The 22,930-nt window shown below is 72.1% G+C and carries 25 protein-coding genes and 1 pseudogene; 7 read left to right on the top strand and 19 right to left on the bottom strand.

Annotation, left to right across the window (positions count from 1 at the left end):
• Positions 1–68: 68 nt before the first annotated feature.
• A complete protein-coding gene (locus A37W_RS0104065; protein ID WP_018301746.1) occupies positions 69–1,256 on the top strand; it encodes a MalY/PatB family protein in 1,188 nt (395 codons plus the stop codon).
• On the opposite strand, the gene A37W_RS20925 is transcribed toward A37W_RS0104065, so the two are convergent.
• Positions 1,257–1,883: a DUF2238 domain-containing protein gene (locus A37W_RS20925; RefSeq protein ID WP_018301745.1), complete on the bottom strand. Its 627-nt coding sequence runs from the start codon at positions 1,881–1,883 to the stop codon at positions 1,257–1,259.
• 43 nt (positions 1,884–1,926) lie between these two features.
• Between A37W_RS20925 and A37W_RS0104055 the strand changes: the two genes are divergently transcribed.
• The gene (locus A37W_RS0104055; protein ID WP_018301744.1) at positions 1,927–2,628 is read left to right on the top strand and encodes an endonuclease/exonuclease/phosphatase family protein; all 702 of its coding nucleotides are present in this window, start codon (positions 1,927–1,929) and stop codon (positions 2,626–2,628) included.
• Positions 2,629–2,632: 4 nt separating this feature from the next.
• Here the strand turns inward: A37W_RS0104055 and A37W_RS0104050 are convergent, their stop codons facing one another.
• From A37W_RS0104050 to A37W_RS0104015, 8 genes are all read right to left on the bottom strand, one after another.
• On the bottom strand, positions 2,633–2,986 hold the full coding sequence (locus A37W_RS0104050) for a hypothetical protein (protein WP_018301743.1): 354 nt from the start codon (positions 2,984–2,986) through the stop codon (positions 2,633–2,635).
• A 93-nt stretch (positions 2,987–3,079) separates the two neighbouring features.
• Positions 3,080–3,847, bottom strand: coding sequence for a precorrin-4 C(11)-methyltransferase (cobM, locus tag A37W_RS0104045; RefSeq protein ID WP_018301742.1), 768 nt, complete (start codon positions 3,845–3,847; stop codon positions 3,080–3,082).
• 214 nt (positions 3,848–4,061) lie between these two features.
• Positions 4,062–5,876: a precorrin-3B C(17)-methyltransferase gene (gene cobJ / locus A37W_RS0104040; protein WP_026198283.1), complete on the bottom strand. Its 1,815-nt coding sequence runs from the start codon at positions 5,874–5,876 to the stop codon at positions 4,062–4,064.
• Positions 5,867–6,568, bottom strand: a complete 702-nt coding sequence (gene cobI, locus A37W_RS0104035) for a precorrin-2 C(20)-methyltransferase (RefSeq protein ID WP_026198282.1) — start codon at positions 6,566–6,568, stop codon at positions 5,867–5,869. The genes cobJ and cobI overlap by 10 nt, the downstream gene beginning before the upstream one ends.
• Before the next feature lie 76 nt (positions 6,569–6,644).
• Positions 6,645–7,847, bottom strand: a complete 1,203-nt coding sequence (locus A37W_RS0104030) for a bifunctional cobalt-precorrin-7 (C(5))-methyltransferase/cobalt-precorrin-6B (C(15))-methyltransferase (protein WP_018301739.1) — start codon at positions 7,845–7,847, stop codon at positions 6,645–6,647.
• Complete coding sequence (locus A37W_RS0104025; RefSeq protein ID WP_018301738.1) at positions 7,844–8,482, bottom strand: precorrin-8X methylmutase; 639 nt, start codon at positions 8,480–8,482, stop codon at positions 7,844–7,846. Before A37W_RS0104025 ends, A37W_RS0104030 begins: the two co-directional genes overlap by 4 nt.
• Positions 8,483–8,798: 316 nt before the next feature.
• A complete protein-coding gene (locus A37W_RS0104020; protein WP_040753458.1) occupies positions 8,799–9,932 on the bottom strand; it encodes a sirohydrochlorin chelatase in 1,134 nt (377 codons plus the stop codon).
• A 23-nt stretch (positions 9,933–9,955) separates the two neighbouring features.
• Positions 9,956–10,165, bottom strand: a complete 210-nt coding sequence (locus tag A37W_RS0104015; protein WP_018301736.1) for a DUF6732 family protein — start codon at positions 10,163–10,165, stop codon at positions 9,956–9,958.
• A gap of 269 nt (positions 10,166–10,434) precedes the next feature.
• Between A37W_RS0104015 and A37W_RS0104010 the strand changes: the two genes are divergently transcribed.
• Positions 10,435–12,087, top strand: coding sequence for a tannase/feruloyl esterase family alpha/beta hydrolase (locus A37W_RS0104010; RefSeq protein WP_018301735.1), 1,653 nt, complete (start codon positions 10,435–10,437; stop codon positions 12,085–12,087).
• A gap of 108 nt (positions 12,088–12,195) precedes the next feature.
• On the opposite strand, the gene A37W_RS0104005 is transcribed toward A37W_RS0104010, so the two are convergent.
• Genes A37W_RS0104005 through ihfB form a run of 4 tightly spaced genes read right to left on the bottom strand, consistent with a single transcriptional unit; the run spans position 12,196 to position 13,965 of the window.
• Positions 12,196–12,675 (bottom strand): GNAT family N-acetyltransferase, encoded by a 480-nt coding sequence (locus tag A37W_RS0104005; protein ID WP_018301734.1) that lies wholly within the window; start codon positions 12,673–12,675, stop codon positions 12,196–12,198.
• Positions 12,653–13,312 carry a phosphoribosylanthranilate isomerase gene (locus A37W_RS0104000; protein ID WP_018301733.1) on the bottom strand — a complete coding sequence of 220 codons (660 nt, stop codon included), beginning with the start codon at positions 13,310–13,312 and terminating at the stop codon, positions 12,653–12,655. The genes A37W_RS0104005 and A37W_RS0104000 overlap by 23 nt, the downstream gene beginning before the upstream one ends.
• A 1-nt stretch (position 13,313) precedes the next feature.
• Entirely contained in the window at positions 13,314–13,673 is a 360-nt protein-coding gene (locus A37W_RS0103995; RefSeq protein ID WP_018301732.1) for a lipopolysaccharide assembly protein LapA domain-containing protein, read from the bottom strand.
• Positions 13,674–13,683: 10 nt separating this feature from the next.
• Positions 13,684–13,965 (bottom strand): integration host factor subunit beta, encoded by a 282-nt coding sequence (ihfB, locus tag A37W_RS0103990; protein WP_026198280.1) that lies wholly within the window; start codon positions 13,963–13,965, stop codon positions 13,684–13,686.
• A gap of 188 nt (positions 13,966–14,153) precedes the next feature.
• On the opposite strand from ihfB, the gene A37W_RS0103985 reads away from it, so the two are divergent.
• From A37W_RS0103985 to A37W_RS0103975, 3 genes are all read left to right on the top strand, one after another.
• The gene (locus A37W_RS0103985) at positions 14,154–14,813 is read left to right on the top strand and encodes a lysophospholipid acyltransferase family protein (RefSeq protein WP_018301730.1); all 660 of its coding nucleotides are present in this window, start codon (positions 14,154–14,156) and stop codon (positions 14,811–14,813) included.
• Complete coding sequence (locus A37W_RS0103980) at positions 14,810–15,751, top strand: phosphatidate cytidylyltransferase (protein ID WP_018301729.1); 942 nt, start codon at positions 14,810–14,812, stop codon at positions 15,749–15,751. Before A37W_RS0103985 ends, A37W_RS0103980 begins: the two co-directional genes overlap by 4 nt.
• A gap of 154 nt (positions 15,752–15,905) precedes the next feature.
• Positions 15,906–16,229 (top strand): hypothetical protein, encoded by a 324-nt coding sequence (locus A37W_RS0103975; RefSeq protein WP_018301728.1) that lies wholly within the window; start codon positions 15,906–15,908, stop codon positions 16,227–16,229.
• Positions 16,230–16,340: 111 nt separating this feature from the next.
• Here A37W_RS0103975 and A37W_RS20920 read toward each other — a convergent pair whose 3' ends face one another.
• From A37W_RS20920 to A37W_RS0103955, 4 genes are all read right to left on the bottom strand, one after another.
• Positions 16,341–16,685, bottom strand: a complete 345-nt coding sequence (locus tag A37W_RS20920; protein ID WP_018301727.1) for a hypothetical protein — start codon at positions 16,683–16,685, stop codon at positions 16,341–16,343.
• A gap of 166 nt (positions 16,686–16,851) precedes the next feature.
• Complete coding sequence (gene arsJ, locus A37W_RS0103965) at positions 16,852–18,117, bottom strand: organoarsenical effux MFS transporter ArsJ (protein WP_018301726.1); 1,266 nt, start codon at positions 18,115–18,117, stop codon at positions 16,852–16,854.
• Positions 18,114–19,112, bottom strand: coding sequence for an ArsJ-associated glyceraldehyde-3-phosphate dehydrogenase (locus A37W_RS0103960; RefSeq protein ID WP_018301725.1), 999 nt, complete (start codon positions 19,110–19,112; stop codon positions 18,114–18,116). The genes arsJ and A37W_RS0103960 overlap by 4 nt, the downstream gene beginning before the upstream one ends.
• A complete protein-coding gene (locus A37W_RS0103955; protein WP_026198279.1) occupies positions 19,109–19,942 on the bottom strand; it encodes an arsenate reductase/protein-tyrosine-phosphatase family protein in 834 nt (277 codons plus the stop codon). The genes A37W_RS0103960 and A37W_RS0103955 overlap by 4 nt, the downstream gene beginning before the upstream one ends.
• A gap of 57 nt (positions 19,943–19,999) precedes the next feature.
• Here A37W_RS0103955 and A37W_RS23650 point away from each other — a divergent pair.
• A pseudogene (locus A37W_RS23650) lies at positions 20,000–20,196 on the top strand (IS3 family transposase); the annotation flags it as partial.
• On the opposite strand, the gene A37W_RS0103950 reads toward A37W_RS23650, so the two are convergent.
• The gene (locus A37W_RS0103950; protein ID WP_018301723.1) at positions 20,190–22,073 is read right to left on the bottom strand and encodes a bifunctional sugar phosphate isomerase/epimerase/4-hydroxyphenylpyruvate dioxygenase family protein; all 1,884 of its coding nucleotides are present in this window, start codon (positions 22,071–22,073) and stop codon (positions 20,190–20,192) included. The pseudogene A37W_RS23650 and the gene A37W_RS0103950 sit on opposite strands and share 7 nt — an antisense overlap.
• A 1-nt stretch (position 22,074) precedes the next feature.
• Positions 22,075–22,929: a shikimate dehydrogenase family protein gene (locus tag A37W_RS0103945; protein WP_018301722.1), complete on the bottom strand. Its 855-nt coding sequence runs from the start codon at positions 22,927–22,929 to the stop codon at positions 22,075–22,077.
• Position 22,930 lies beyond the last annotated feature (1 nt).

Genomic DNA, 22,930 nt, shown 5'->3' with positions numbered 1-22,930 from the left:
GCGCAACATGGCCTTGCGGCCCCCGCCCGCGCCGCTAGCGTGCGCCGGCACGAGTGACCGGAGGCAGCATGACCCACACGTTCGATTTCGACACCCCGGCCAAGCGACGCGGGTGCGGGTCCGCCAAGTGGGACGCGCTGTCGGCGATCCTCGGCGACGACGCGCCGGACGACGCGCTGCCGATGTGGGTCGCGCAGACCGACTTCGCCCCGGCGCCCTGCATCCAGGCGGCGGCCCGCCGCCTCGCGGACGCCGGCCAGTGGGGCTACTTCACCGGCCTCGCGACGCTGTTCGAGCGGGCAGCCTGGTGGCAGGAGACACGCCACGGCTGGGCGGCCGATCCGGGGCGCTACTACGCGACCCACGGCCTCGGCAACGCGATCGGCCTGACGCTGCAGGCCCTGACCGAGCCCGGGGACGGGATCGTCGTGCTGTCGCCCGTCTACCACGAGTTCGCGGGCAAGATAGGCCGCAACGGCCGCACGCTGGTCGAGGCGCCGCTCTCGATCGGCCCCGACGGCCGTTTCGCTCTCGACCTGGAGGCGCTCGAGGCATCGCTGACCGGCCGCGAGCGGATGCTGCTCATCAGCGCACCGCACAATCCGGCGGGCCGCATCTGGTCGGCGGAGGAGATGCGCGGCATGCACGCCCTCTGCCGCCGCCACGGCATGGTCCTCGTCTCGGACGAGATCCACCAGGACCTCGCGTTCCCCGGCCACGCGCATGTGCCGGCCGCCGCAGCCATCGACGATACCGAAGGTCTCGTCGTGATGTCGGCGGCCTCCAAGACCTTCGACGTCGCGGGCCTGCGCACCGGCCTCGTCTGGATCGCGGACGACGATCTGCGCGACAAGTTCGGCAGGCTGCACCGCGCCCTCGACATCCAGCCCAACATCGCCGGCCACGCCGTCACCTGCGCCGCCTACTCGCCCGAGGGGGCAGCGTGGGTGGACGCGCTGATGGCCTATCTCGACGGCAACCGGCAGACCTTCTGCGACGGGGTGAACGCGATCCCGGGTCTGTCGGCAATGCCGATGGACGCGACCTTCCTCGCCTGGGTGGACTTCTCGGGCACCGGCATGGAGCAGGCCGAGATCGACCGCCGCGTGATGGGCGACGCCCGCATCGCGCCGACGCCCGGCCCCTCCCTCGGCCACGGCGGCGGCCTGCACCACCGCTTCAACATCGGCACCCAGCGCGACGTGGTCGCGGCGGCGGTCGACCGGCTGCGGGACGCCTTCGCCGACCTGCAGTGATCAGCGCCGGCGGACCCGCCGGTACAGCTTGCGGTTGGCATCGATGAAGGCGTCGAACGCGCTCGCGCGGCCCAGCCGGACGCCCTTGAGATAGAGGTACCCGGCCAGTCCGCCGAGCGCGCCGCCCAGCGTGTCGACGATCAGATCGCCCATCGTGTCCGGCAGGCCGGATTTCTGCATGTTGGTGCCGAAGGTCTGGTCGACCGCGAACTCGAAGATCTCCCAGATCGCGCCGATCGTGACGGCCACGCAGAACGACAGGACCCCGATCGCCCAGGGCGGAGCCGCGTAGCGGTCGCCCTCGAACAGCATGAAGATCATCAGGAAGCCCAGCACCCCGAACGACAGGGCCGAGCCGAAATGCAGGACCATGTCCCACCACCAGATCCGCTCGTAGAAGTTCGCCACCTCGCCGAGGAACAGCGTCGCGAAGATGAACAGCGCGGTGAGCGCCAGGAACGAGGGCGGCAGGCGCACGCCGAGGAACCGGGCCGCCCGTTCGGGCAGGAACGTCAGCACGAGCGTGCCGAGCGCGACGAAGACCTGCGGCCACGCCATCCGGAATGCGGCGGTCACGCCCTCCACCAGAAGGACGGCGCGGATCGCGTACAGAAGGATCGGCGACACTTCACGGCTCCACGTTTCGGGTCACGCGCCTATATAGGGCGGCATGAGCAACCCGTCGCATCCGGCCCTCCGGGTCGCAAGCTACAACATCCGTGCCGGCCTCGGCACCGACCTGAGGCGCGATCCGCTGCGCGTCCTGCACACGGTCGCGGCGCTCGGCGCCGACATCGTGGCCCTGCAGGAGGCGGATTTCCGGCTGGGCGAGCGCCCGACCGCGCTACCGCTCGGCCTCATCGAATCGGAGACGGGGCTGGTACCCGTCGCGCTGAACCGCGGCGACAGCCTCGGCTGGCACGGCAACGCCATCCTCGCCCGGCCGGGCATCGCCGCGGCGGCGATCCACCCCCTCGACCTGCCGGGGCTGGAGCCGCGGGGCGCGCTCGCCGTGGATTTCGACGGCGGCCTTTCGCTGCGGCTGGTGGCGGTCCACCTCGGCCTGCTGCGCCGGTCGCGGCGGCAGCAGCTCGACCGGCTGCGCGACACGCTCGCGGACATGCCGCACCGGCCGACCGTGATCCTCGGCGACTTCAACGAATGGTCGCAGAAGCGCGGGCTGGGCCGTCTGGCACGGTCGTACCGCATCGTGACGCCGGGGCGGACCTTCCCGTCCACCCTGCCGGTCGGCGCGCTGGACAGGATCGCCCACTCGCCCGATCTGACCGTGACGCCGGTGCGCCTGCCCCGCCCGCGGGGGCCGCACGCTTCCGACCACCTGCCGGTCCTGGCCGAGATCGCCCCCGCCTGAGAGGCTACAGCAGTCGCGGGATCAGCGCCGCCGGCGGCTCCTCCGCCCGAACGAAGTCGGCGGCGGGGCGGTCGGCGACGGCGGTGTTCCACTTGTATTCATAGACCCGCTCGCCCCCCTCCTCGCGCGACTGCACGACGAGGCACTGGTTCAGGTGCCGCGGCCCGTCATACAGGTCGACGAACCCGCGCAGCGGCGGCGCCCCGTCCGCGGCGAGGGCGAAGCCGCCGTCCCACAGGCGAAGGACGCGGTGCACCCGCTCGCCGTCATGGACGCACAGACGCGAGGCGCGGCGCAGCATCGCGACGCGCGCCTCCTCGAGGCCCTTGCGGACGGCTTCAGGCAGGATGTCGGTCATGGCGGGCCTCCGGAACTTGCGCCCTAGAGTGACCCGAAGAACGTGAAGATCAAGTGAAGACATCCGCCGCGCCGCGGCAAAGATGCCGCTACGTCACTCCCGCGCCCGCGGCCGCAGGACGTGCGGGCGGGCGCCGTCGTAGAGGGCGCTGTCGGGGAACGCCGCCCGGTCTCCCAGCGCCGGCCCGACCAGGACCAGCGCCGTGCGCGTGATCTTCGCCGCCCGCACCTTGGCGTGGATATCCGACAGCGTCCCGCGGATGATCTGCTGGTCCGGCCAGGAGGCGCGGTAGACGACCGCGACGGGGCAGTCCGCGCCGTAGAGCGGCGCCAGCGTCCGCTCGATCTCGCGCAGCGCCCGGATGCCCAGGTGGATCGCCAGCGTCGCGCCGGTCCGGCCGAACGCCTCCAGCGTCTCGCCCGGCGGCATCGCGGTCGACTTCATCGCCATCCGCGTCAGGACGACCGACTGCGCCACCTCGGGAATCGTCAGCTCCTGCCCCAGCGCCGCCGCCGCCGCCGCCCAGGCCGGCACGCCGGGGACGATCTCGTAGGGGATGCAATCCGCCTTCAGCCGCCGGATCTGTTCGGCGATCGCCCCGTAGAGCGAGGGATCGCCGGAATGCACCCGGGCCACGTCCTCGCCCCGGCCATGCGCCGCCACGATCTCGGCATGCGTCTCGTCCAGCGTCATCGGCGCCGTGTCGAGGACCCGCGCCCCGTCGGGCGCGCCCGCCACCACCTCCGCCGGCACCAGGCTCCCGGCATAGAGGCACACCGGGCAGGCCGCGATGATCCGCGCCGCCTTCAGTGTCAGCAGCTCGGGGTCCCCCGGCCCCGCCCCGACGAAGAACACCGTCATCGCCCCAGACCCCCTTCCGCGATTCGGCGCAGGGTCAAGGACGCGAAGCGCCGGCGAAGCCGGGCATCCTTGACGCTGCGCCGAATCGTGAGAACCATCGACGAGGCGCGTTCAGGGCAAACCTGCCCCTGAACCGCCTCCCCAGCAGATTCCCGCACATCCCCACCTGGCTGCCGGCCTGAGGTGGAAGGGGCATCGAACCCATCCCGCCCCCTCACGCCAGATCCCCGTCGATCTTCCGCGCATACCCCCGCGGCGTGTACATCCGCGGCCCCTCGCCCAGCTTCGCCAGCCGGGTGTTGGACGACCCGACCAGCACCACCGTCAGCATGTCCACCTCGTCCACCTTCACCTCGTCCAGCCGTCGGTAGGCCAGCGCCTCCTCCGGCCGGCCGAGGTTGGAGGCCAGCAGCACCGGCGTCTCCGCCGGCCGGTGCCGCAGGAGGATGTCCCGCGCCTCCGCCAGCAGCGTCCGCCGGGTTCGCGAGACCGGGTTGTAGAAGGCGATCACGAAATCCCCCTCCGCCGCCGCGCGGATGCGCTGCAGGATGTCCTCCCGCGGCGTCAGCAGGTCCGACAGCGAGATGGTGCAGAAATCGTGCCCCAGCGGCGCCCCCGCCCGCGCGGCCGCCGCCTGCAGCGCGCTGATGCCGGGCGCGCAGACCACCTCCGCCCGCCGGGCCGCGTCCGACACGCCGCCCGCCTCCGGGGCGCGGTCCAGCAGCTCGAACACCAGCGCGCCCATCGCGTAGATGCCCGCGTCGCCCGAGCAGACGAGGGCCACGTTCGCGCCCTCGCCCGCCCGCTCCAGCGCGTGGCGGCAGCGCGCCTCCTCGCCGCCCAGCGGGAAGTCCGCCCGCGCCTTGCCCACCGCGAGAGGCCCGAGCAGGTCGAGATAGAGGGAGTAGCCCACCAGCTCGTCTGCCTCGGCGATCAGCCGCGATGCCTCGGGCGAGCGCCAGGCGCCCTGCCCCGGCCCGATGCCCACGACCGACAGCCGCCCCCGCGGCCGCCCGGCCGGCGCCGTCACCGGCTCCGGCGCCCGCGCCACCGCGCAGGTGACGGCGGCCGACTTGCGTTTCTCCACCGACAGCACGGCGTCCGGCCCCGCCGCTGCCAGAGCCGCCCCTTCGGCGACGCCGTGGCAGCCGACCTCGGCGAAGACCACGTCCGAAGGATTGGCGAGCCGCCCGGCCACCGCCTCCAGCTCCGCTGCAGGAAAGATCCGCACCGGCAGGCCGAAGGCCTGCGCGACCGCATGCACCGCCGGCTCGTCCGCCTTGAGGTCCAGCGTCGCGACGCAGGCGAGCGCGGCGGGATCGACGCCCTCCGCCTCCAGCGTCTCGCCGATCAGCCGCAGCGCCTCCGCCGGGGCCGCCCCACGCGCGCAGCCGAGGCCGAGCACATCCGTCACCTGCGCCCAGCGCAGCCCCTCGCCGCCCGCCATGGGCGTCAGCGTCACGGCACCCGCGCCGCCCTGCACGCGCACGTTCGGCAGCGCCGCGACCGGCGCCAGCCACTCCGCCCGCCCCGCCAGGACGAACGCCTCGCCGGCCAGCAGCCCCGCCGCCACGCCCTTCGCCGCGGCCGGATCGACCAGCCGCCACCCCGCCGGCGGCTCGTCCAGCGCCACGCCGAGGCCGAGGTCACCCGCAGTCGTCACCGCCGCGCCGATCCCCAGCGCCTCCGCCACCCGGCGCGCCAGCCGGTTCGCGCCGCCGTGCCCGCCGAGGAGCGGTACCACCGCGCTGCCATCCTCCGCCACGGCGACCAGCGCCGGCTCCGCCCGCTTGTCCGACACCAGCGGCGCGACCGCGCGGATCAGGATGCCGCTGGCGCAGACGCCGATCACCGGCACGCCGGCCGCGAACAGGTCGCGCACGTGATCCGCGGCGTTCTCGAACGTCGCATCAGCATCGCGCACCCGTCCGGCGCGGCCATGCAGCGTCCCTCCGGCGGCGTCCGCCACCCGGCGCCCCAGCTTCGCCCCTCGCGCCGTCAGCGCGATCACCACCGGCGTCACAGCCACGGATCGTCTCCCCGCGTCACCAGAACCATCGAGAAATAGGGCGCGATTGCGGGCGCCTCCGCGAGCGGACAGACCACCTCGTCCGGCAGTGACGCCCGCGCCACATAGACCGCCCGCCCGGTCAACCCCAGCCGGTCCGTCACCCGGCGCACCTTGCCCAGGTGCCGCCCCAGCTTCATCACCACCGCGCTTTCCACCGCCCCGATCCGCGCCTCGAGCGCCTCCTCCGGCAGCGTGGCCGGGATCACCGCCAGCCCCTCATTCCGCGCCGCAAGCGGCCGCCGCGCCGCCGCCGCGCAGGCGGCGGGCGAGGCGACGCCGGGGACGACCTCGACCCGGTAGCCCGCCGCAAGCCGCGCCATCAGATACATGAACGAGCCGTAGAACAGCGGATCGCCCTCGCACAGGCACACCACGTCCGCCCCCGCCTCCAGCCGCTCCGCGATCCGCGCCGCGCCGTCGTCGTAGGCCGCCTGCGCCGGCGCGCGCGCCTCGGTCATCGGCACGTCGATGCGGATCTCCTCGGCCCCCGCCGGGATCATGCCCGCGACGATCGACCGGGCGAAGCTGTCGCCGCCCGCCAGCGTCGGATAGGCGATCACCGCCGCCCCCCCGATCAGCCGCGCCGCGCGCAGCGTCACCAGGTCCGGCGCGCCCGGCCCGACGCCGACGCCGTACAGCGTGCCGGTCACCACCCGCCCCTGCTCCTATCTTGCAGACAAATACTCCGGCGACCGGCCGCCGCCTGCGCGACGCGAGTTCCCACGCTCATCGCTTCACCAGGCTCCACTGCGTCACCGGCATCGAGGCCCGCCAGCCGCGATAGCGCCCGACCTCCTCGGCCCGCGCCACCGACAGGCGCACGAGGTCGCCGCCGTGGCGGGCGTGCAGGTCCATCAACGTCGCCTCGCTCTCCAGCGTCACCGCGTTCGCGACCAGCCGTCCGAGCGGGCGCAGCGCTGCCCACGCCGCCGAAAACACCGTCTCGGACAGGCCGCCGCCCAGGAACACCGCGTCCGGCGGCTCCAGCCCGTCCAGGGCGCCCGGCGCCTCGCCCTCGACCAGCCGCAAGCCGGGCGCACCGAGGGCCAGGGCGTTCTCCGCCGCCATCGCGCGGCGGTCGGCCCGAGGCTCGATGCCGATCGCGCGGGCGTAGCGGGCCGCGCGCATCCACTCGATCGCGACCGAGCCCGAGCCGGTGCCGACGTCCCACAGCAGCGCCCCGCGCATCGGCATCAGCTTGGCCACCGTCGCCGCACGCACTTCGCGCTTGGTCATCGTGCCGTCCGAGCGGAACAGCGCATCGTCGAGGCCGGGCACCCGCGGCAGCAGCGCCGCGTCAGGTGCGGCCACGCACTCGACCGCCAGCGTATTGAACGCAGGCACGTCGAAATCCCACGTCTCCGCCGTTCCGTCGAACCGCGTCTCCTGCGGCCCGCCCATCGCGGCAAGGACGCTCATCGGCGACCGCCCGAACCCCCGCTCCGTCAGGAACCGCGCGATCCGCGCCGGCGTCTCGGCCCCCGTCGTCAGGATCAGCAGGCGCGCGTCCGGCTGGATGAAGGCGATCATCTGCTCCACCGGCCGGCCGTGGACGGTCAGCGTCTCGCAGTCGGCGAGGCTCCAGCCCATGCGCGCCGCCGCCAGCTGGAAGGCCGACAGCTGCGGGTGGTAGACGATCTCGGCCGGCGGGATCGCGCGGCCGATCCGCGCGCCGACCGAGAACCAGAGCGGATCGCCGGTCACCAGAACCACGGCACGCCGCCCCTTCAGCCCGCGGATCGTGTCGATCATCGCGTCGAACGGCGAGGGCCAGGCGATCCGCTCGGCGCTCACCGCGCCCGACAGCACGTGATGGCGGTCGCCGCCGAGGATCACCTCGGCCGCCTCGACCACCGCGCGGGTCGCGGGCGTCAGCCCGTCCAGCCCGTCCTCGCCGATCCCGACGACATGCAGCCACGGCTCCGTCATGCCCGCCCCTCCGCCTGCCCGATCGCCAGCGCGTTCACCGCCGCCGAGGCCATCGCCGACCCGCCGCGCCGGCCCCGCAGCGCCACGAACTCGCAGCCCCGCGGATCGGCCGCCAGTTCCGCCTTCGATTCCGCCGCGCCGACGAACCCGACGGGGAAGCCGAGGATGATCGCCGGCTTCGGCCAGCCCGCGTCCAGCCGCTCCATGAGGTGGAACAGCGCCGTCGGCGCGTTGCCGACAGCGACCACGGCACCGGCGAGGCGGTCCTTCCACAGCTCCACCGCCGCGGCGGACCGCGTGGTGCCCAGCTCCGCCGCCAGCCCCGGCACGCCCGGGTCGTTCAGCGTGACGACGACGTCGTTGCCCCGCGGCAGCAGCCGCCGGATGACGCCGGCCGCGACCATCTCGCAGTCGCACAGGACCGGCGCACCCGACAGAAGCGCCGCCGCGCCCGCCTCGAACGCGCCGTCCGAGAAGGCGAGCCGGTCCGCCACGTCGACCATGCCGCAGGCATGGATCACCCGCTCCGCCAGGCGGTCGAGCCCGCGGGGAAACCGCTCCAGCCGCGCCTCGCGGCGGACGGTGGCGAAGCTGGCCGCGTAGATCGCGGCCGGGTCGCGTTCGTAGGGGCGCATCAGGCAGCTCCCCGCATCACCGCGACCGCGCCCGGCGCCGCCTGCCAAGCAGGAGCCGGTAACCACACCTCCTCGCGGACGACCGTCTCACGCGCGCCTGCTGACGGGCCCGGCGCATCCAGCCGCGCCAACGTCTTGGCGAAGAGGCGTACCTGCGCCGAGTCCACACCTCGCCCTCTGCCCCTGCCACATGCGTTTCGGCCTGCAGGAGCGGCGGACGGACCGCGGCCGGGTGGCTGGCTTGTGTCGCACGGCCGGGCCGGGGACGCCTCGGACCTTGCGGACCACTCGACGACGACGTGGGTGTCGAACAGGCTCACTTGCGGGTCTTCAGCGCGCTCCGCGGTCCGTGCGGATGGTCGGCGTGGGGATAGGGCGCGTGGTGGTGGTCGTGATCGTGGTGGTGATGATGATGCTCGTGCCCGTGATCATGCCCGTGTCCATGGTCATGCTCGTGCTCGTGCGGGTGGAAGTGACCCTCGCCGTGGCCGTGGTCGTGCCAGTGCCCCTCCTGCGCCAGCCGGCAGAGGCCGGTGCAGAAATCGTCGCACAGCGCGCAATCCGCCACGTTGGAGCCGGGCGCGGACGCCCCCTGCCCCTCGACATGGTGATGGTGGCTTTCCTGCACCGCGCCGACCTCGGCCTCGAAGCCGAGGACCTGCACCCGGTACTTGCACATCGCGCAGTTCGGCGGCGGCACCTCGCCCACCTGCTCGGTCGCGCGCTCGGCGAAGGTCTCGAGGACCTTGGGATGCAGCCCCAGATACTCGGCCTTCACGAACTGCACGTCCGGATGTTCGGCCGCGACGCGGTCGGTGAAGCCGTAGATGCGGTCGATCAGGATGCCGGTGAACAGGAAGTAGGGGAACACGATCACCCGCCGGTAGGGCAGGCGGGCGACGTGTTGCAGGCACGGCTCCACCAGCGGGAAGGTCACGCCGGAATAGCCAACCTCGCACCAGCCGAAGCCCATCCCCTCCCACAGCATCCGGGCGATCTTGGCGACGTTGCCGTTGGCGTCGGGGTCCGAGGCGCCGCGGCCGATGACGACGAGGCAGGTCTCCTCCAGCGGCACCTCGCCGTGCTCGAAATTCGCGCGATCCACCGCGTCCTGCACCCGCGCGCCCGCGGCGGCGATCATCTTGGGATCGACGCCCAGCTCGCGGCCAAAGCGGACCTCGATCCCGTGCTGCGCGGCGTAGGTGTTGAGGACGGTGGGGATGTCGTTCTTGGCGTGCATCGCCGCCAGCAGCATGCCGGGCACGGCGAGGATGCGGCCGCAGCCCGCCTCGCGCAGCCGGTCGAGGCCGTCGCGCAGGACCGGGTTGGCGAACTCCAGATAGCCGTAGTCGATGTCCCACTCGGGCGGCAGGTAGGGCGGCAGCGCCTCGGCCAGCTGGCGAAACTCGTCCACCGCGGCCTGGCTGCGCGAGCCGTGGCCGCAGATCATTACGCCGGTCTTCACGGCGTCGCTCACGCCGACTGCTCCTCGGCCTCGGCCTCCTCCGGCTCCTCGGCCTTCGATTCGCGGCCCTTCAGCGCGCCCCAGAGGCCCAGCGCGATGGCGAGGCCTATGGCGGCGCCGGCGACCCAGTGGTCGTGACCGGCGACGCCGGCAAGGTGGCCGGGATGGGCCGCGGCAGGGCCGGCGGCGAGGAGAAGGACGGCGAGGATCGGGCGCATGGGGCCTCCCGTGGCATGGTCGGGCGGCACGGGCGGAGGGCGCGGCGGGTCCGCGCATCCGACGACGCGGGCGTCCGGGTCCCCGCCTTGGGTCGACCCTCCGCCCGCCAACCGCTCTGGCCACCGGGGCTTCGTCGTGTCCTCCCTAACCGGAGGGGCGGGGCGAGGCAAACCTCGTTTGCGGCACAGTCGGGCGCGGGCGCGACCCCGCTCCCCGATTGACCGACTCAGTTTCCCGGGAAACAATCTCGGCCAGAGGAGGACCCCACATGCACAGACTCACGAGGAGTGCGCCGCTGGCGCTCGTCCCGCTGCTGGCGCTGGCCGCGCCCGCGGCGGCCCAGACCGCCTGCGCCGACATGGGCACCGCGGCGCCCGAGGGCGTCACCATCGTCGAGGCCGCCGAGGTCGCCGCGGGCGACGAGCTGCCGGTCGCCGCCTGCCGCCTCCGCGGCGTCATGGCCGAGCGGACGGGCGCCGACGGCCGCCCCTACGCCCTGCGGTTCGAGCTGAACCTGCCCACCGATTGGTCCGGCCGCTTCCTGCACCAGTTCAACGGCGGCAACGACGGCGCTGTCGTGCCCGCTCTCGGCGACGGCACCGGCGTCCCGACCGGCGACAGCGCGCTCGCCCGCGGCTTCGCCGTCGTCTCGTCCGACGCGGGACACCAGGGCGACGCGAACCCCGAGGCCGGCCTTGCCGGGTCCAACATCTTCGGCGCCGAGTTCGAGGCGCGGCGGATGTACGGCTACGGCGCCGTCGCCGCGCTGCACCCCGTCGCGCTGGCGCTGACCGAGGCGCATTACGGAAGGGTGCCGGACTACGTGTACGGCTACGGCCGCTCCAACGGCGGGCGGCACGCGATGATCGCGGCGGAGCGGATGCCGGAGGCGTTCGACGGGTTGCTCGTCGGCTATCCCGGCTTCAACCTGCCGCGGGCCGCGATCCAGCACGCCTGGGACGTGCAGTCCACGCTGGCGGTGGGCGACACGCTGCAGAGCGCGTTCAGCCGAGAGGAACTCTCCACCGTGGCGGGCGCCATCGTCGCCGCCTGCGACGGGCTCGACGGACTGGAGGACGGCTTCGTCGCCAACCCGATGGCCTGCCAGAACAGCTTCGATCCCGAAAGCGTCGCCTGTACCGACGGCCAGAACAGCCAGTGCATCGCGCCCGAGAAGATGGACGCGCTGATCCGCATGCATGCGGGGCCCAGCAACAGCGCCGGCGAGGCGCTCTACACCAGCTGGCCGTGGGACACCGGCATCGGCTCCGGCGACTGGCGCTTCTGGAAGCTGGAGAGCGCGATCCCGCCGTGGGAGAACCAGCCGCTGATCGCTGTCATGGGCGCGGGTTCGCTCGCGCAGGTCTTCACCACGCCGCCGACGATGGTGGCGGGGGACCCGGCTTCGCTGCAGCAGTTCCTGACGGAGTTCGACTTCGACGCGGACGCGGCCAGGGTCACGGCGACGTCCGAGGACTTCCCCGAAAGCGCGGTGGAGGTGATGACGCCGCCGGACATGGACGAGCCGACGCTGGAGGCGTTCCAGCAGGCGGGCGGGAAGATGATCGTGTTCCACGGCACGTCCGATCCCGTCTTCTCGTTCCGCGACACGACGGACTGGTTCGACCGGCTGGCGGCGAACAACCCGGACGCGGGCGAGGTGGCAGTGCTGTACCCGGTGCCGGGCATGCCGCACGGACAGGGCGGGACCAGCGCCGACGAGTTCGACCTGCTGTCCGAGCTGGTGGACTGGGTGGAGAACGGCGCGGCGCCGGAGCGGGTCGCGGCCACGGTTCGGGCCGACAACGAGGAGGCGCCCGAGGCGCTGCGCGGCGCGACGCGGCCGCTGTGCCTGTACCCGGCGGAGGCCGCCTACCAGGGCGGCGACGAGATGTCGGCGGACAGCTTCGCCTGCGAGTGATCGAAGACGGGGCCGCCTTCCGGGCGGCTCCGTCCCGCCCCGGCCGTGGCCTCGTCCGTCGGGCGGCGGCGCGACCGGACCGCTCCGCCCGCGCGCCAAGCACCGGTCTCAATCGACGGCGATCGGCTTCTTGAAGCCCAGGTGCGTCGCCTCGTAGCCGGTTCGTCGGTAGAACTCCGCCGCCCGCGTCCGTCGCACGTCGCTGGTGAGCTGAACGAGGGTGCAGCCCGCCGCCGCGGCCCGCCGTTCCGCCTCTGCCATCAGGGCGGCGCCGATCCCCTGCCCGCGCAGCGACGCGGCGACGCGCACGCTCTCCACCTGCGCACGCAGCGCGGCGCGGCGGGACAGGCCGGCAAGGATCGTCAGGTGGCAGGTCGCCACGATCTCGCCGGCGGCATCCTCGCCCACGAGGATCGTGGTCACGCCCTCGGCCGCGATCCGGTCGAAGGCGGCGAGGTAGTCGCCGAGATCCTCCACCTCCCGCGCCGCGCCGAGCGAATCGTCCCGCAGCAGCGCCACGATGGCGGGGACGTCGCCGCGCCCGGCCGCGCGGAAGCGGATTGCGTCAGCGGAGGGCGGGGACGTCATCTTGGGCGGCGGCCTCGATGAAGGCGCGGATGAGGGCGGGGTCCTTCACGCCGGTCGCGCTCTCGACGCCGGACGAGACGTCGACCTGCCGGGCGCCGGTCCGCCGCGCGGCCTCGGCCACGTTCGCAGAGGTCAGTCCGCCCGCCAGCATCCATGGCAGCGGCCAGCGCCGCCCGGCGATCAGCCTCCAGTCGAAGGGCACGCCGTTGCCGCCGGGCAGGACCGCACCCTTCGGCGCCTTGGCGTCGATCAGCAGCTGGTCGGCGACCCGGGCGTGCGCATCGATCAAGGGCAGATCGTCCGCCGACGCGACGCCCACCACCTTCATCACCGGCAGGCCGTAGCGGGCCCGTACCTCGGCCACCCGCTCCGGCGTCTCGTGCCCGTGCAGCTGCAGGATGTCGACCGGCACTGCATCGGTCAGCGCATCCAGCATCGCGTCGTCCGCATCGACGACCAGCGCGACCTTCGCCACCCCGTCCGGCACGGCGAGCGCCAGCTCGCGCGCACGGTCCAGCGTGACCGCCCGCGGCGAGCGCGGGAAGAAGTTGAAGCCGAGGTAGGCGGCCCCCGCGTCCACGGCGGCGTCCACGCTTTCGGGCGTCGTCAGCCCGCAGATCTTGACCTTCAGCGCCATGTCAGCGCCGCGCAGTCGTTCCGTCGAGCAGGGCGAGGACGTCGTCCTGCCCCTCGTGCTTCTCGGCGCGCAGGCGCCCCACCTCGCGCTCCAGCATCGTCACCTCGCGGCGGCGGGCGCGCGCCTCGGACCGGTGCTTGTGCTCGCGGATCCACTCCCAGACGAAGCCGATCAGCAGGCCGATCGCGATCCCGATGAAGATCGCGATGAACAGCGGCATCTGGATGTCGGGCGACAGTCCGACCGCCCCCGCCAGCGCCTCGGGCAGGGCCCGCAGCGTCACGATATCGCGGTTGGCGATGCCGAGGACGATCAGGCAGAGCGCGACCAGCGCCCAGAACGCGATACGGATGACTCTCATCTGGCCTCTTTCACTTGCCGTTCAGGCGGTCGCGCAGCAGCTTGCCGGTCTTGAAGAAGGGGACGTGCTTCTCCTCGACCTCGACCGATTCGCCGGTGCGCGGATTGCGCCCGACGCGACCGTCGCGCTTCTTGACTGAAAACGCGCCGAAGCCGCGAAGTTCCACACGGTTTCCGCTGGCGAGCGCGTCGGTGATCTCCTCGAAGATCGTGTTCACGATCTTTTCCACGTCCCTCTGGTACAGGTGCGGATTCTCGTCCGCGATCTTCTGGATCAGCTCCGAGCGGATCATCCAGGGCCCCCCATGCATCACTAGGCAGCGCAGGTTGGTCCTGCTTGTTGCGGGGGACTATAGGGGCAGGCGCGGCGGTTCGGAAGCGTCCGATTCCGCCGAAGCGCCGGGAATCGCTGGCTCCTGCCCGGCGGCCCCGCGCATGCGGCCCCTTTCCAAGCCACCGCGGCCGGGCCAGTCTCCGTCCCATGCGCCCCGGCCTCGCCCTGCCCCACGCCCTCGCCGCCGAATTCGCCGGCACCGCGATCCGGCTCTTCGCGCGCTTCGTCACCGCCGCCCGGGCCGAGTGGATCGGGATCGAGCCGGTGCCGCGGCAGCGCGTCTACTACGCCAACCACGTCTCGAACGGGGACATGCCGATGATCTGGTCGGTGCTGCCCTCGGCCCTGCGCCGGCGGACCCGGCCGGTGGCCGCGGCCGACTACTGGCTGAAGAGCCGGCTGCGCGCCTTCGCCGGGCGCGACGTGTTCAATGCGGTGCTGATCGACCGCCGGCCCGAGGCGCGGACCGAGGATCCGGTGCAGAAGATGATCGAGGCGCTGGACGAAGGGTTCTCGCTGATCCTGTTCCCCGAGGGGAACCGCAACATGACAGACGCCCCGCTGCTGCCGTTCCGGTCCGGCCTCTACCACCTCGGCCGGGCGCGGCCGGACGTCGACCTGGTGCCGACCTGGGTCGCCAACCTCAACGCCATCATGCCCAAGGGCGAGGTGATCCCCCTGCCCCTGATCTGCACCGTCAGCTTCGGCGCACCCCTCCGCGTCGCCGCGGGCGAGACCAAGGACGCCTTCCTGTCCCGCGCCGCCGCCGAGCTCGTCGCCCTTGCCCCGAAGGCGCCCGAGGCATGAACCCGACCGCCGCCGACATCGCGCTCCTCGCGCTCGGCGTGACCGCACTCCTCGTGGTGCTGACCATCGTGGGCGAGATCGCGCGCGTCCGCACCGGGTCGGCCGAGAGCCCGGTGCTGGAGACCTACATGACCCGGATCCGGTCGTGGTGGGTCATGGTCGCGCTGATCTCGCTGGCGCTGCTGTCCGGTCGGACCGGGATCGTCCTGCTGACCGCCTTCGCCTCGTTCGCGGCGCTGCGCGAGTTCCTGACGCTGACGACCAAGGATCCCGCCGACCACCTGTCGCTCGCCCTCGCCTTCTACGTCGTCCTGCCGCTGCAGTACCTGCTGGTCTGGCTGCGGTGGGAGGGGCTGCACGCGATCTTCATCCCCGTCCTCGCCTTCCTGTTCCTGCCGGTGGTCTCGGCCCTGCGGGGCCGGCCGAAACGCTTCCTCGTCCGCATCGCCGAGACGCAGTGGGCGCTGATGATCTGCATCTTCTGCGTCAGCCACCTGGCCGCGCCGACGATGCTGACGGCGCCCGGCTGGGCGGACCGGTCGGTGCTGATGGTCGCCTTCCTCGTGCTGACGGTGCAACTGGGCGACCTTGCCGACTACTACGTCGGCCGCCGCATCGGGCGCCGGCGCATCGCGGCCGAGATCTCGCCCCGCACGTGGGCGGGATTCGGCGCCGGACTGCTCGCCTCGGCGCTGATCGGGCTGGTCATCTCTTGGATCGTGCCCTTCGGGCCGGCAGGGTCAATGGCGATGGCGGCCCTGTCCTTCGCCGCCGGGACCTGCGGCAACCTCGTCATGTCCGCGATCAAGGCCGACCGGGGGGTGCGGGACTTCTCGCACCTGATTCCCGGGCAGGGCGGATTCGTCGACCAGCTCGACAGCGTCATCTTCGCCGCGCCGGTCTTCTATGCCGTCGTCCGGCTGTTCTGGCTGCGGTGAGGCGTCGAAAGCCGCGCAGTTCGGGACAAATCGACCCGAATCTCGAGATGGCCACCCGGCCGCCTGCCCCGGGACACTTTTGCGACACGATTGAGGGGTTGGCTGACTGCAAAACGACGTCAGAACGCCGTTTCGCAACGGAGGCCAGGACGACATGATCATATCGCTTCACCGACACCGCCACCCGGACGAGCGGCTGCTCGCCGTGGCCCGGCGGCTCGCGACCCGCAGGCCCGTGAACGATCCGCAGACGCGGATCCGCCGGTTCCACATGGTCGTGGCCGCGCTCCTGGAACGCGACCCGATGCGGTTCGGCGACCTCGTCGACATCGTCGAGGACGCCTTCGCGATGTTCCTCGAGACCGACCCCGACTTCGCCGACGCGCTGCGCAGCGTCATGATCGCGCAGCTCTACACCACCGAGGCCGAGCCGCATCAGCACGACGGCCTGATCCAGCACGCCCGCCGCCGCGGCTGAGCCTCGGCCGCTTCGTCCGCGTTCGCCCGGCCCGCCGGTCCCGTTCTTCTGGGCCGGAGCGGTCAGACAGACCCCCCGCTCCGGCCCCGACACCACCCCCCCGGGTGTTCGTCAGGCCGCGATGCGCGCGCCCTTGGGCACCAGCCTGTCGGCGGCCACCTCCTCGTACAGGGGCGTCGCCGGAAGCGGGCAATGCCGCGCCGTGCCGTGGATCGGCCTCCTGAGGCGCGCCGCGCCACGGGCGCTGAACCGCGACAGGGCGTGCGGGGAATTGCGCCGCCGCATCAGCCTGTTGCCCTGCACGACCTCCCCAAGGTAGCTGCCGTCGAAGTCCACGAAGATGCCGAAATGCGGCAGGTGCAGACCGAGCGGAGCGCCGTCGGGCGTGTAGAGCGTATCGTTGTCGACATGAGCCACGAGGTTGCCGCGGCCGTCGAAAAGCATCTTGTTCGTCATCTTGGGCAACCCTCGTTGTCAGGTCGCCCCCACCGGAAGAAGAGATACGGCCGCAGCGCGCTCCAAACAACTTGGCTAAAAGTATAGGGGCCTCCAGATCAGCCTGAGGTTGCGCTCAACGGCGCAACGGCGGCCGCATCGCCAGGGCGATCGCTTTCGAAGGCGCTCACGCGGTGGCGTCCTGACGCGCAGGCGGAGCGAGCCTGCCCGCGGCCAGCCAGCTCAGCCCGACGAGCAGCGCCGCCGTGCCGAGGCAGAGCGGCAGGCCGCCGATCTGGAAGGTGAGTCCGGAGAGCAGCGTGCCGAGGAGCCGGCCGGCGGCGTTCGCCATGTAGTAGAAACCGACGTCCATCGTGACCCGCTCCGACGACGAGAAGGCGAGGATCAGGTAGGAGTGGAGCGACGAGTTCACCGCGAAGACCGCCCCGAAGGCGAGCAGCCCCGCCACCAGCGTGAGCGTCAGCCACGGCGCCGGATCGCCGGCGACGACCGCCAGCGCCGCCAGCGCCGCAGGGATGCCGAAGAGCAGGCCGGCCCAGCGGCGCGCCGCGTGGACAAGCTCGGCCTCGGGGCGGCGCGCGGCGCGCAGAAGCCGCGGCGCCGAGGCCTGCACGCCGCCATAGAGGATCGTCCAGACCGCCATGAAACTGCCGATCATGAAGAAGGCCGCGCGGTTGCCCGCCTCGGTCCCGTCCGACAGCACGGCGTAGAAGTAGATCGGGATGCCGACGACGAACCAGACGTCGCGCGCCCCGAAGAGGAACAGCCGCGCCCCGGACAACCAGTTGATGTTGCAATCCTTCGAGAAGACTTCGGCGAACTTCGCGCCCTTGCGTCCGCGCGGCAGGCCCGCCGGCATCCGCAGCGCCACGGCCAGCAGGATCACGGCCAGCACCGCCGCCATCCCCATCACGGCCGGCACGAACCCCGCGCCCGCCAGCAGCGCGGCCCCCAGCAGGAAGCCGAGGCCCTTCACCGCGTTCTTCGACCCCGTCAGCGCGGCCACCCAGCGGAACAGCGCCCCCTCCCCGGACGGGGCCAGCACCTTCACCGCGCTCTTGGCGCTCATCTTCGACAGGTCCTTGGCCACGCCCGACGCGCCCTGCACCGCCATCACGTAGGCGACCGAGGCCCAGAGGCTCCAGCCCGGGTCGAGCTGCGCGAGCGCGAGGAGCGCGGCGATCTGGATCGTCAGTCCGGCATAGAGCGTCGACGTCAATCCGAACCGGGCCGCGATCCAGCCGGCCGAGAGGTTGGTCACGATCCCCGCGATCTCGTAGAGCAGGAACAGGTAGGCCAGCTGCACCGGCGAGAAGCCGAGCGTGTGGAAGTGCAGCAGCACCAGCATCCGCAGCGCGCCGTCGGTGAGCATGAACGCCCAGTATGCGGCCGTGACCGCGATGTAGGCGCTCAGTCCCTCGGGACGACTCACAGCGACGACCCGACCATCCGCGCCACGTCGACCAGCCGGTGGGCGTAGCCCATCTCGTTGTCGTACCAGGCGTAGATCTTCACCTGCGTCCCGTTCACCACCATCGTCGACGCCGCGTCGATGACCGAGCTGCGCGTGTCGTTGACGTAGTCGGCCGAGACCAGAGGGCGCGTCTCGTAGCCGAGGATGCCCGCCAGCGGCCCCTCCGCCGCGGCGCGCAGGAGGCCGTTCACCTCCAGGGCGCTCGTCGCGCGCTCGACCTCGAACACGCAGTCGGTGAGCGAGGCGTTGAGCAGCGGCACCCGGACGGCGTGGCCGTTCAGCCGTCCGGTCAGCTCCGGATAGATCAGGGTGATCGCCGTGGCCGAGCCGGTGGTGGTCGGGATCAGCGAGTTCAGCGCCGACCGGGCGCGGCGCAGGTCCTTCGCCGGACGGTCGACGATCACCTGCGTGTTCGTCACGTCATGGATCGTGGTGATGGAGCCGTGGCGGATGCCCAGGCCTTCGTGGATGACCTTCACCACCGGGGCGAGGCAGTTCGTCGTGCAGCTGGCCGCGGTGACGATGCGGTGCGCGGCGGGGTCGTAGGTGGCGTGATTCACGCCGTAGACGATGTTCGCCGTCGGCCCGTCCTTGACCGGCGCGCTGACCACGACCTTCCTCACGCCGGCGGCGAAGTAGGGCGAGAGCTTCGCTTCGCTCTTGAAGGCGCCGGTGCAGTCGATGACCACGTCGACGCCGTCCAGCGGCAGATCCTCGAGGCGGCGCTCCGCGTGCAGCGGCAGGCGGGTGCCGTCGATGACCAGCGCCTCGCCGTCATGCCCGATGTCGGCGTTCCAGCGACCGTGGACGCTGTCGAACTCCATCAGGTGCGCGTGCATCTCCGCCCCCGGCACCGCGTCGTTCAGCCAGGCGATCCGCGCTCCGCTCTCGAGCAGGGGCCGGAGGGCGAGCTTGCCGATGCGGCCGAGGCCATTCAGGGCGAAGGTGGTCATGCCGGCTCCTTTTTGGCCGCGAGATCGTCGACCGCGTGCTGAAGCGACAGCCGGTCGAGCGCCTCGATGCTCAGGGAGGCGAAGGCCTCGATCCGCTTGCGCAGGGCCGCATAGGTCCGGCGGAAGGCCAGCGCCTTTTCCGGATCGGTGCCTGTCGCCTTCACCGGATCGGGCTGCCCCCAGTGCGCGGTGATCGGTTGGCCCGGCCAGGCGGGGCACTCCTCGTTCGCGGCCGTGTCGCAGACGGTGAAGACGAAGTCGAACCGGGGCGCATCCCCGGTCCGGAACTCCTCGATGGTCTTCGCGCGCAGGTTCGACGTGTCGTGCCCGTTCGCCTCCAGCACATGGAGCGCGAAGGGGTTCAGCTCGGACGACGGGCGCGTGCCGGCGGAGTAGGCGTTGAACCGCCCCTCCCCCAGATCGCGCAGGATCGCTTCGCCGAAGATCGAGCGTGCGGAATTGCCGGTGCAGATGAACAACACGTTGTAGGCCGGGGACGACACGTCCGGTGCTCCTGTCGAGGTTGCGGAGAATGGCGAGCAGAGTTCCGGCCGGCCGCGGCAGCAGTCGGCGGCGAGATAGGCCATCAGCGCCCCGGCCTGCGCCATGTCGACGCGGTAGAGCAGCGACCGTCCCGCCCGGGTCTGTGTGATCAGGCCGGCATGACGGAGGGTGGAGAGGTAGGAAGAGACCGTGTTCGGCGGCGCCTGCAGCACCTGCACCAGCTCACCGGCCGGCACCTGGTCGGGATAACGCCGCACGAGCAGGCGGAACAGCGCAAGACGCTGCGGGTGGGCGAGGGCTGCCAAGCGATCCACGATTAAATCCATAGTTCTGGAACTACGGATTTATTTGAAGGTGGTCAAGCGCGTGTTGAGGGTTGTCCGATGCGCTCCAACATCCGCTGGTGCTCCGATGGCTTCGAGTTCACCTGCTGGAACCGCGGATCGTTCGTGGCGCTCTTCAATCAACGATGCCCACGTCGGTCATCGCCTGGCGCACCGTGAACGCCGGCATCAGCGGCTCGTCATCCGCGACGGATCAGGTTTCAAACCGACCATTGGACAGGTTCGGCGACTACCGCCCCGGCATCCCCTTGGGCGGCATCAGCCGCTTCTGGGCGGCGATGCGGAAGGCGGCGTTGGCGGCGCCGTAGCCGTCGTAGGCGCCTCGGCGCTCGACTACTTCGAAGAACAGGCCCTCGGCGAAGGGGCGGGAGTAGAATTGCAGGAAGGCGCCGGTCTCGTCCTCGTCGTAGAGGACGTGGTGGCGGCGCAACTGCTCCAGCCGCTCGGGCGCCAGGTCGAAGCGGGCGGCGAGGTCGGCGTAGTAGTTGTCCGGCATCGGCAGCGGCGCGAAGCCGGCATCCGCCATCGCCGCCGCGGTGGCGAGGATGTCGCCGGTCGCGAAGGCGACGTGCTGCACGGACGAGCCGAAGCTGTCTGCGAGGAAGTGGCCGGCGAGGGTGCGGTGGGTCTCGGCCCCGTTCAGCGTCAGCCGGAACGCGCGGTCGGGCGTCCGGATCGCCTGGCTTCGGACGAGGCCGTCGGGGTCGATGACGTCCACCATCGGCGACTTCGCGGTATCGAAGATCGCGCCGTAGAACAGCGACCAGCTCAGCATCTCGTCGTAGGCCATCGTCTCGGCGACGTGGTCCACCCGGGTCAGACCCGCGCCGGCGGGGGCCTCGCCCGCGGGGCGGCCGAACTCCGTCTCCCAGACATGCGCGAGGCCGGAGGACTCGTCGAGGAAGTGCATGACCGAGCCGCCGACGCTGCGGATGGCGGGGATCTGCAGCTCTCCGGGGCCGACCTCCTGCTGGAACACCTCGGCATCGAGCGCCCGGGCCCGGGCGACGGTGGCGGCAGCGTCGGCGACGCGCAGGCCGACGTCGCAGACCCCGGTGCCGTGGCCGACCCAGAACGTGTCGGCGAAGCCGCGCGTCTCGCGATTGACGACGACGTTGATCGCGCCCTGCCGCCACAGGTGGACGTCCTTGCTGCGGTGCCGGCCGGCGGCGGCGAAGCCCATGGTCCGCAGGAGCCGCCCCAGCGCGTCCGCCTCGTCGCCTCGGGCGGCGAATTCGATGAACTCGACACCGCGCACCGAGGCCGGCGGCGGCACCTGCGGCGCGGGCAGGCCGGGTTCGTCGCGCGCGACGCGGTCCATCAGGTTGAGGAGCGAGCGGTGGCCGTCCCGGGCGATGCGGCGGGCGTTGCCGCCACGGAACTGGTCGTTGAAGATCTCGAGGCTGACCGGCCCGTCATAGCCCGTCGCCGCCACCGCCCGCATGAAGCCGGCGACGTCGAGGTCGCCCTCCCCCGGCATGTTGCGGAAGTGGCGCGACCAGTAGAGGAGATCCATCTCGATCGCCGGCGCGTCGGCCAGCTGGACGAAGGTGATCCGGTCGCCCGGAATGCGGCGGATCGTGTCGGGGTCCAGCCGGCGCGCCAGCGTGTGGAAGCTGTCGAGGACCACGCCGACGTTCGGATGGTCCGCCCGGCGCACCACCTCCCAGGCGTCGCGATGGTCGTTCACGTAGCGACCCCAGGCCAGCGCCTCGAACCCGACCTCGATGCCGTAGGGCCGCGCCACCTCGCCCAGCGCGTGGAAGTCGGCGGCCATCCGGTCGATCCCGCCGAGCGCGCGGGGGTGGACAGAGGAGCAGACGAGGATGCGGGCGCAGCCCAGCTCGGCCATCAGGTCGAACTTGTGACGGGCGCGGTTCAGGGCGCGGGAGCGGTCGGGATCGGGCAGGCCCTCAAAGTCGCGGAACGGCTGGAACAGCTCGATCGTCAGGCCGTGGTCGCGGACCATGCGGCCGACCTCGCGGGGGCCGCCGTCATGGGCGATGAAGTCCTGCTCGAATATCTCGACCCCGTCGAAGCCGGCGGCGGCGATGGCGGCGAGCTTCTCGGTCAGGGTGCCCGAGATCGAGACGGTGGCGATGGAGGTCCTCATCTCACGCCTCCCCGCCGTCGCCGGCCGCGAGGTCGGCGCGCAGCCGGTCCACGTCCAGCGGCAGGCCGGTGAACAGGCGCCAGGCATCGACGCCCTGCCAGACGAACAGCTCGTAGCCCGGGATCACGTCGAGGCCCGCCCGGCGCGCGGCGAGCAGGAACTCGGTCTCGGCCGGCGTGTAGACCGCGTCGAACGCCCAGGCGGCACCGGGCATGTGCGCGGCCGGCAGGGGGATTCCGCCATAGCCCACCATCCCGACCGGCGTGCAGTTGATGAGGCCGTCCGCGCCGACTGCGCCGGCCTCCGCGCTCTCCACCGGCACCGTATTCAGCCCCTCCCGCGCCGCTGCGAGGTCGCGGCAGAGGGCGTCGGCCTTGCCCGCGTCGCGGTCGGCGACGCGGATTTCCTCGGCCCCCAGCGCCGCCAGCCCGAAGCCGACCGCCCGCCCCACGCCGCCCGCCCCGATCATCAGCACCCGGCCCGGCGGCGCCGCACCGCGCACCTTGCGATAGGCGGCGACGAAGCCGCTGTAGTCGGTGTTGAAGCCGCGCCGCGCCGCGCCGTCGAAGAGGACCGTGTTGACCGCGCCGATCCGCGCCACCAGCGGGTCCCCGATCGTCACGTGCCGCGCGACCGTCTCCTTGTAGGGATAGGTGATGTTCACGCCGCGGTAGCCCGACGCCGCGCAGTGGTCGAGGATCGCGTCCCAGCTCTGACCCAGCTCCTTGGGGATCAGCCGGTCGTAGATCACGGTCCGCCCGTTCTGCCGGCCGGCCAGCCGGTGCAGGCGCGGCGACTGCGACGCGGCGATGTTGTCGCCGACGAGGCCGAGGCGGAGGACCGGCACGCCGTCCATC

The organism is Wenxinia marina DSM 24838 (genome assembly GCF_000379485.1).
Taxonomy (GTDB): domain Bacteria; phylum Pseudomonadota; class Alphaproteobacteria; order Rhodobacterales; family Rhodobacteraceae; genus Wenxinia; species Wenxinia marina.
This window is presented reverse-complemented; position numbering and strand designations above follow the sequence as displayed.